This window comes from Carboxylicivirga agarovorans, assembly GCF_050589845.1.
In the GTDB taxonomy this organism is placed as follows: domain Bacteria; phylum Bacteroidota; class Bacteroidia; order Bacteroidales; family Marinilabiliaceae; genus Carboxylicivirga; species Carboxylicivirga agarovorans.
Genome location: NZ_JBNGPA010000037.1, coordinates 45,226 through 54,099 on the forward strand (window position 1 = coordinate 45,226; position 8,874 = coordinate 54,099).

7 protein-coding genes are annotated in these 8,874 nt (G+C 37.9%); 2 read left to right on the plus strand and 5 right to left on the minus strand.

Annotation, left to right across the window (positions count from 1 at the left end):
* Positions 1 to 78 precede the first annotated feature (78 nt).
* On the plus strand, positions 79 to 855 hold the full coding sequence (locus ACRD69_RS21915) for a polysaccharide biosynthesis/export family protein (protein WP_430817294.1): 777 nt from the start codon (positions 79 to 81) through the stop codon (positions 853 to 855).
* A 9-nt stretch (positions 856 to 864) separates the two neighbouring features.
* A complete protein-coding gene (locus ACRD69_RS21920) occupies positions 865 to 3,246 on the plus strand; it encodes a polysaccharide biosynthesis tyrosine autokinase (RefSeq protein ID WP_430817295.1) in 2,382 nt (793 codons plus the stop codon).
* Positions 3,247 to 3,974: 728 nt separating this feature from the next.
* Here ACRD69_RS21920 and ACRD69_RS21925 read toward each other — a convergent pair.
* From ACRD69_RS21925 to mce, 5 genes are read right to left on the minus strand one after another with little or no spacing between them, the layout of a single operon-like run.
* The gene (locus tag ACRD69_RS21925) at positions 3,975 to 5,228 is read right to left on the minus strand and encodes a sodium ion-translocating decarboxylase subunit beta (protein ID WP_430817296.1); all 1,254 of its coding nucleotides are present in this window, start codon (positions 5,226 to 5,228) and stop codon (positions 3,975 to 3,977) included.
* Positions 5,229 to 5,265: 37 nt separating this feature from the next.
* Positions 5,266 to 5,691 carry a biotin/lipoyl-containing protein gene (locus tag ACRD69_RS21930; RefSeq protein ID WP_430817297.1) on the minus strand — a complete coding sequence of 142 codons (426 nt, stop codon included), beginning with the start codon at positions 5,689 to 5,691 and terminating at the stop codon, positions 5,266 to 5,268.
* 6 nt (positions 5,692 to 5,697) lie between these two features.
* Positions 5,698 to 6,057: an OadG family protein gene (locus ACRD69_RS21935; RefSeq protein WP_430817298.1), complete on the minus strand. Its 360-nt coding sequence runs from the start codon at positions 6,055 to 6,057 to the stop codon at positions 5,698 to 5,700.
* 11 nt (positions 6,058 to 6,068) lie between these two features.
* Complete coding sequence (locus ACRD69_RS21940; RefSeq protein ID WP_430817299.1) at positions 6,069 to 7,628, minus strand: acyl-CoA carboxylase subunit beta; 1,560 nt, start codon at positions 7,626 to 7,628, stop codon at positions 6,069 to 6,071.
* 32 nt (positions 7,629 to 7,660) lie between these two features.
* Positions 7,661 to 8,071 (minus strand): methylmalonyl-CoA epimerase, encoded by a 411-nt coding sequence (mce, locus tag ACRD69_RS21945; protein WP_430817300.1) that lies wholly within the window; start codon positions 8,069 to 8,071, stop codon positions 7,661 to 7,663.
* Positions 8,072 to 8,874 lie beyond the last annotated feature (803 nt).

Below are 8,874 nucleotides of genomic sequence, written 5' to 3' on the forward strand. Positions count from 1 at the left end.
ATCTTTTTTCTATTTTAGAGTTCGCAAATTCACTCAATAGCAATGCACACACATAAAAGAACTTACCAAACCATTTCGATGAAGGTTTTATCAAAATTATCGTATATACTTTTTGCTGCGGCCATGTTTTCGAGTTGCATTCCGCAAAAAGAGATCGTTTTATTGCAAGATAAAAGTGATGATAAGAATTACGAAAATCCTTATCAGCCGCTTGATAACATTACAGATAAATATTTCCTTCAACCGAATGACTATCTGTTTATCAACGTCTCAACTCCTGATCCTAAAATTTCGGAATTCTTTAACCAGGCACAAGGGAATAACAATAATGTTCAACGAAACCAAAACTTTTTCTATTACCAGATAGATGATTCAATGAATATTGACTTCCCTTATGTTGGAAAAATCAATATGACCAATTGTAATGTGAAAATGGGTAAAGAGCGTGTTCAGGAAGCATTAAAACCATTTTTGAAAGAATACAGCCTCACCTTTAAGTTGGCATCCAACACCTTTACCGCTCTGGGTGAATTCAGAAAGCAAGGTGTTATTACAATGCAAAAAGAGCAGGTAACCATATTTGAGGCTGTTGCAATGGCCGGTGGCGTAACCCCATTTGGTAAACAACGCAAAATGAAACTGGTGCGTCAGTTACCTGATGGACCAGTAACTTATCAGATTGATCTGACCGATAAAAATGTTGTAAACTCTGAGTATTACTATGTGTACCCCAATGATTTGCTTTATGTAAGACCTATGAAAGCAAAGCAATTAGGTATAGGTGAATCTTTCTCGATTGGAATAATCACAACCGCTTTGGCTCTTTATCTGACTCTACAAACTATTATCAACTAATTTGAATTTATGTCGCCCGAAACACATAATTCTCAACCGAACAATTCATTATTTAACATTGACATAAAGCGTTTTATACAGGACCTGATTCACTATTGGTGGTTATTTGCTATAACGATACCCATTAGTTTATTAAGTGTATTTATGGTACACAGGTATATCCATCCCGTATACAGCTCCACTATAACGTTATTAATGGAAGAAAGGGGCGATGTAATGCCCCAGAACGATATTATGCAAGGCTTCGGTTTAACACCAGGACAACGAAGTGTTGACAACCAGATTGCCATCCTAACATCGTGGGATATTGTTCAGCAAACCATTGATCAGCTCGATTTTCATGTAAGTTATTTTGCAGAAGGACGTCTTAAAAACACTGAGATGTACCACAAATCTAACTACGTGATCGCCTTTGACTCAACACACCCACAGTTGATCAATATTCCAATATATGTTATTCCCATAGATAAAGAGCGCTGTAAAGTTAAAGTTGATGCTGAAAACGGAGGCAGCACATATGTATACAAGAATAAGGTCGGAGGAGGCAGTACCGGCCCAATCAGTTTTGAAACAACCGTCATGTATAACGAGGTAATTAAGACACCATGGGCCTGTTTCAAAGTTATTCCGCGTCGTACAAACTTAAACTCTAATATAGAGCGGTACTTCGTCTTCAACAATCCCCGTAATCTTGCAAGCCAGTTTAAGAGCAAATTGAGAGCACAATTACCAAATGAAGGTTCATCAATAATCAAGGTGTTTATAACAGGGAAAAACAACAATAAGAATCAGATTTTCCTTAATACATTGGCTGACGTTTTTATTGCCAATAACTTAAAGCAAAAAAACCTGATTGCAACCAATACCATTGATTTTATCAGTCAACAATTGCTTGTGATTGCCGATACTCTTCAACTAACTGGTTCAGAGCTTAGTCAATTTAGAACTGACAACCGGATTCAAAGTGTGTCTGCCAAGGCTGAATACTTGTTTTCAGGCATGCAGGAAATTGATCAGAAACTAACAGAACTCGAGATTAAAAAGAGCTATTATTTATATTTAGAAGAGTATTTCTCGGCAAACATAAACAAAGAAAACGTTTTGGCACCTGCCATGTACGAAATGGAAAACAGTATCTTAAGCGAGCAGATCAAGGCTATTATGGAGCTTAATTCGCAACGTTTATCCATTGGTTTATATGGTGATCAGCTTAACCTGGCCAATAAGGATCTTGAAAACCAGATTGAAATAGCCCGACAAACGCTTTTAAAAACAATAAACAGCCAGCTGACTGTTTTTGAAGACAATAAAGAGCGTCTTCTTGCCGAAAAACAGAAAAATGAGCAGGAGCTATACGGATTACCTGAAACAGAGCGCCGTTTACTGGGAATTGAGCGTAAATTCGAATTAAGTAATGAGGTTTATACATTTCTTCTGAGGAAACAGTCGGAGGCTCAAATTCAAAAGGCATCGAACACGCCTGATCACCAGGTTCTGGAAAGTGCGCGATACTCGGGACAAGTTTCGCCAGATAAGGCAGGCAACCAGAAGAAAGCTCTTCTGCTGGGTATTATCATCCCATTGGTTTTTTTAGCATTGAGACAATTGCTCAATAACAAAGTGATCGACTTGGATGATATTGAACGCATTACAACGCTGCCGATTATTGGAAATATTATCCACAATCCGAATGATGCGTCTAATGTAGTTGATGAACACCCCAAATCAGTCGTAACGGAGACGTTCAGAAGAGTGAGAACACGTATAGAGTTTTTGAATAAAGGTGTTAAATCTCCAATCATTGGTGTATCGTCATCGATGCCAGGTGAAGGAAAAACCTTTTGTGCACTCAATATGTCAGCAGCGTTTGCTCTAAGCGGTAAAAAGACAGCCCTGGTTGGTTTTGATATGCGCAAACCGGGAATGAATAAAATATTCGATAGCTATAATAAGTCAGGAATATCCAACTACCTGATCGGACAGGTTGGTTATGAAGATATTTTGATGGACTCGGGACAAGACAACCTGACCATTGTTCCATCAGGAAACATTCCTCCTAACCCGTCAGAGTTAATTAGCTCTAAAAAAACAGCTGAGTTATTTAGCAAGCTAAAAGACCAATTCGACATTATTATTATTGATACTCCACCAATGGGTATTGTATCTGACCCATATCTGCTGGCTCGCCATACAGACACATTGGTTTTTCTTGTTCGCCAGCAACATACCATTAAAAACGTCCTTGCACAAACCATTAAAAATATGCAAGATGAAGAAATATCAAACATTGGCATCCTGCTAAACGATATTCATGCCAAACGTAACAAATATGGTTACGGATATGGTTATGGCTACGGTTATGGCTATGGATATGGGTATTATGAAGAGTAAACAGTAATTTGTTGTTTTACATCAATTTTTCGAATTTCATGGTAGTCAACTTTGATTACCATGAAAAACCTTACTTCCATTGCACATGCCCTCCCGTTATTCACTTTAATATCGGGAATAAATCACTCTATGTTTCAACCTGACTAATCTGTTTTCCTGTTTTATATATCACTCTTTAGACAGTGAGCTTTTCCGGGTCAGAACAAGTCAAATGCCTGTTGAACGGCAACGATGAATACCTTCAATGGGAATATCCGGATACAGAATTTAACGGTTTCCCACGGCAGACCGGAATAGGGATGACAATAGAAGTCAGAGTAGCAAAAAAGGAAAAATGGCAGTGCCAATGAATATCCTGATAACTATTAATTCATAGAAGCACCGAAAGAGTGCCTATATAAATCAAATGCGCAGGTTTGACATGATATTTGAGGTGCAGTTCGTGTTTGGGGCATTAGTGCCTTAAAACGGGCCGTGAACAAAGTGTTGAAATCAACCGAGGTAATGGCGGGCGCAGAAGAAATTAAGGTATTTAAAAACAACATGCACTTAAAGACAACTATCTAAAAGTATTACAAAACGCCAAATTGTACTTCAGGCTATAACAAAATATTTATTTAGCGCATCACAGTAGTTTTCTAATTTAATGCTGAAGAATGGATTAAAATAGATACATAAAAGGCCGGTAAGTGATTACCGGCCTTTACTATATGTAACTTATACAGTTTCTACATTAAGAATGATAACAAGATACCTGCCGCTACTGCCGAGCCAATAACACCAGATACGTTTGGTGCCATAGCATGCATTAACAAGTGGTTATTAGGATCAGTCTTCAAACCCTCGTGTTGAACCACACGGGCTGAATCTGGAACTGCAGAAACACCAGCAGCGCCAATTAAAGGATTAATTTTATTATCGCCTTTTAAGAACACATTCATTAAACGAGCGAATAATAAACCTCCCGCTGTTGCAACCATAAAGGAAACAGCACCTAATCCGAAGATCTTTAATGAAGCTGTTGTTAAGAAATAATCTGCCTGTGTCGAAGCACCTACAGTAATCCCCAATAGAATTGTAACAATGTTGATCATTGAGTTACGCGCTGTATCAGCAAGACGTTCGGTAACACCAGATTCCTTTAGCAAGTTTCCGAAGAACAACATACCCAACAGAGGTAATGCTGATGGTGAAATAAACGTTGTTAGCAATAAACCAATAATCGGGAACATGATTTTCTCAGTCTTTGAAACCGCACGTGGAGGTTTCATCTTAATAGCACGATCTTTCTTTGGAATGATCAAGCGCATAATTGGCGGCTGAATAACAGGAACCAAGGCCATGTATGAGTATGCAGCAATGGCAATTGCTCCCATTAAGGTTGGCGCTAATTTAGATGACAAGAAAATCGCGGTAGGACCATCGGCACCACCGATAATACCAATTGCACCAGCTTCTTGAGGAGTAAAGCCCATTGCAGAAGCCCCCAGGAAAGTAGCAAAGATACCAACCTGCGCCGCAGCACCAAGGATCATTAACTTTGGATTAGAGATCAATGACGAAAAATCGGTCATTGCTCCAATACCCAGGAATATCAATGGTGGGTAAACCCCTTGTTGTACGCCAAAATACAAATAGTTCAATACCGAACCTTCTTCGTATAATCCAATCTTGTAACCGGCTAAAAACGGAACATTACCTAAAATTACACCAGTTCCGATCGGTATTAATAAAAGTGGTTCATAATCATATTTAATGGCCAGGAAAATAAAGAACAAACCTACACCAATCATTATAAAATTGGTGAAGTGCGCATTGGCAAATCCGGTAAAGTTCCAAAATGTTTCCAGCCCTTTTGATGCATGATCTATAAAGGTGTCACCGGCACCAGGACCGGCAGCAAACGCTTCAAACCCTCCTCCAATGAACTGAAGGCTGAATAAAAGCGATAAAACACCAAAAAGAGTGATAATTCTTTTCATAATTAATTTTTAAGCAATGCTATAACTTCCGATGAAATTATACCATTTCAATTAATACATCGTTTTGTAATACCGCATCACCAACTGATACCTTAACAGAAGCAACTGTACCGTCTTTTTCAGCCAATACGTTGTTTTCCATTTTCATGGCTTCCATAACTAACAAAACGTCACCCTTTTTCACGGTGTCACCTTCTTTAACCAAAACTTTGAAGATGTTACCAGGAAGAGGAGCATTTACTTTAATAGCCTTGCCTCCATCTTTTTTAGTAATAAAACCTTCACCTGGTTTACGCTGGATCTCTTTACGAACCAACTTAGGTGTTTTAGCTTTCTTAACCTCCTGATGTATTTCTACTTCATAATTTGTTCCGTTCACCTCTAACTGAGCAATATTTTCCTCAAGGTCTTTTAGATGAACATCATATTTATTACCTCTTATGGTAAAACTAAACTTTTTCATGTCCTGTTATCTGGGGAAATTAACATTGTTAAAACTATACACTTTAGAACTCCATGGAGAGTAGCGCTTTTTCACCTCTTTAATGGTAATAACGTTACTTTCTTCATCATGCTGTTCGTTAAAAAACAAATGCAAAGCCATGGCAATTGCAGCATTGGTTTCACCAGTGATAACCAACTCATCATCTACAATAACCTCTTTTTTTGCCATTCTATTTTTCTTACGAAGAGCTCGTCTTGTGCCCCAGCTTAATATTTTTGGGACAGTCAAAAACACTCCGATCAAGAACACCAAAGCCACAAATACGATAAACCATCCTAAAACGGTAATGGTCCACGTCATCGAGTCTACGATTAATAAATTCATATTTCTGTGGTTTAAAGTGGAATATTCGAGTGCTTCTTCGGAGGATTAGTTACTTTCTTCGTTTGTAAATTCTGGAAAGCTCTAATCACTCTAAAACGTGTATTTCTCGGCTCAATAACATCGTCAATATAACCATAAGAAGCTGCCTGATATGGATTAGCAAATGACTCTTCGTATTCATCGGTCTTTTTCTGAGCATATTCAGCTTTCTCCTCTTCAGTTTCCAGCTTTGAAATAGCCCTGCCTTCCAATACTTCAATAGCACCTTTCGCTCCCATTACAGCAATTTCGGCCATTGGCCATGCATAGTTAAAGTCACCTCTTAACTGTTTCGATGACATTACGTCGTGTGCTCCACCATATGACTTGCGGATTGTTACAGTTACTTTTGGTACTGTAGCTTCACCATAGGCAAACATTAATTTCGCACCATGAATAATGATACCTGCATACTCCTGACCTGAACCAGGTAAGAATCCAGGAACATCAACCAATGTCAGGATCGGAATGTTAAAAGCATCACACATTTGTACGAAACGAGCAGCTTTACGAGATGCATCACAATCTAAAACACCTGCCAGATAATTAGGCTGATTAGCAACAACACCAACAGACTGACCATCCAGACGACAGAATCCGGTGATGATGTTTTTCGCATAATTACGGTGTACTTCTAAAAATTCACCATCATCAGCCAGTGAGAAGATAATATCATTCATATCGTATGGTAAGTTCGGATTATCCGGTACGATATTATTCAATGCATCATCCATGCGATCGATTGGATCGTTACACTCCAATACGGGAGCTTCCTCCATATTGTTTTGTGGTAAATAAGAAACCAACTTACGAATAAGCAATAAGCCTTCTTCCTCATTTTCGCACTTAAAGTGAGCAACACCAGACTTAGAAGCGTGTACATCTGCTCCACCCAGGTCTTCCACTGTAATTTCTTCACCCGTCACGGTTTTCACAACCTTAGGACCTGTAACAAACATATATGAAGAATCTTCGGTCATCATTATAAAGTCTGTTAGCGCCGGTGAGTAAACTGCACCACCTGCACAAGGACCAAAAATGGCAGAAATCTGAGGAATAACACCTGATGCAAGAATATTACGCTCAAATATTTCAGCATAACCGGCCAGAGAAGTAACACCTTCCTGAATACGGGCACCACCCGAATCATTGATACCGATAACAGGAGCACCAACTTTCATGGCCATATCCATGATCTTACAAATTTTCTGAGCCATTGTTTCAGACAATGAACCTCCGAATACTGTAAAATCTTGTGCATAAACATATACAACACGACCATCGATGGTACCGTGACCTGTTATAACACCGTCACCAAGAAACTTGTTCTTTTCCATACCAAAATTGGTACAACGATGCGTTACAAACATATCCAGTTCTTCAAAAGAACCTTCGTCCAATAATACTTCAATTCTTTCACGCGCAGTCATTTTACCTTGCGAATGCTGCTTTTCAATGCGCTTTTCACCACCACCCAATTTAGCTTCTGAGCGGAGGTCAATTAGTTTCTTAATTTTATCCTGAGTTGACATATGGAATTGTAAGATTTAGTCAGACGATTGAATTACTTATTAGGATCTTCACAAAGCTCTGTCAACACACCAAATGTTGACTTTGGGTGAAGGAAACCAATATTCAATCCTTCTGCACCTTTACGTGGCGCTTTGTCAATTAATCTTACCCCCTGCTCTTCTGCAAATGTTAACTTTTCAGCCAGATTCTCTACAGCGAAAGCCATGTGGTGAATTCCCTCTCCTTTTTTCTCAATGTACTTACCAATTGGTCCTTCAGGATCAGTTGATTCTAAAAGTTCAATTTTTGTATCTCCCACTTTAAAAAACGCAGTCTTCACCTTCTGATCAACCACTTCTTCTACAGCGTAACACTCTAGTCCATAAACTTTTTCAAAGAAAGGAATTGCTTCTTTTAAGTCTTTAACGGCGATCCCAATGTGCTCAATATGCGTAGGCTTCATATCTAATAATTTATTGTTTAATAAAAATTGTAAGAACAAAAGTAGAAACTAATCGTTCTAAATCCACATATTTCCACCGAAAAAAAGATTGTTTTAAAACATATAACGTCTATGAAGTATCGTTAAATAGTATTAAATCGAACTTGTTAGATATTTGCATATATTTTGAATACTGCACTTAGAACGAGCTTTTATATCATAATTTACTTATAAATTATAAGAAAATTCCGAAAATACTGTAAGTATACTTAGGTTTATATTTACTAATTATAAGTATTTAATCTTTAATTATGACATTTTTTTCTCACTGCTGACAATCGTCAGTTATATAACCGTCAAAGGACAGTTGTTAGTGCATAAAGCCATTTGTCCTTACTTGATTCATAATCGAATGACTATTTATCGTCATTACTGAAAAACAACACACCCTCCTACTTAGTATTATTGATTTAGCTTTGCCGCTTTAATTAACGGTTGTTATCATCTGAATCGAGACTAAATCGGATCATATACAAAAGCTGGGTCTAATCTGGAAATGTTTAATTTGTGGTAAATTAGAATTAAACTAAAGAGCTTATTAAGGAAGTTACCAGCTTTTCTAAATGCATAATGGATCCAGTTTGTAAATAAGATATTTCTTAGGCTGAAGGCCTAAAACATCACAACAAGGGGCAACGCCTTTTAGTGTTCGAAAAGAAGTTTTATAAACGTATAGATCTATGCATCATGTAAATCAGCTCTCCTCCTTACAAAAAGCTACTCTTTACTGTTATTATTGTTCAATATGCTCATAGCAAGCAAAT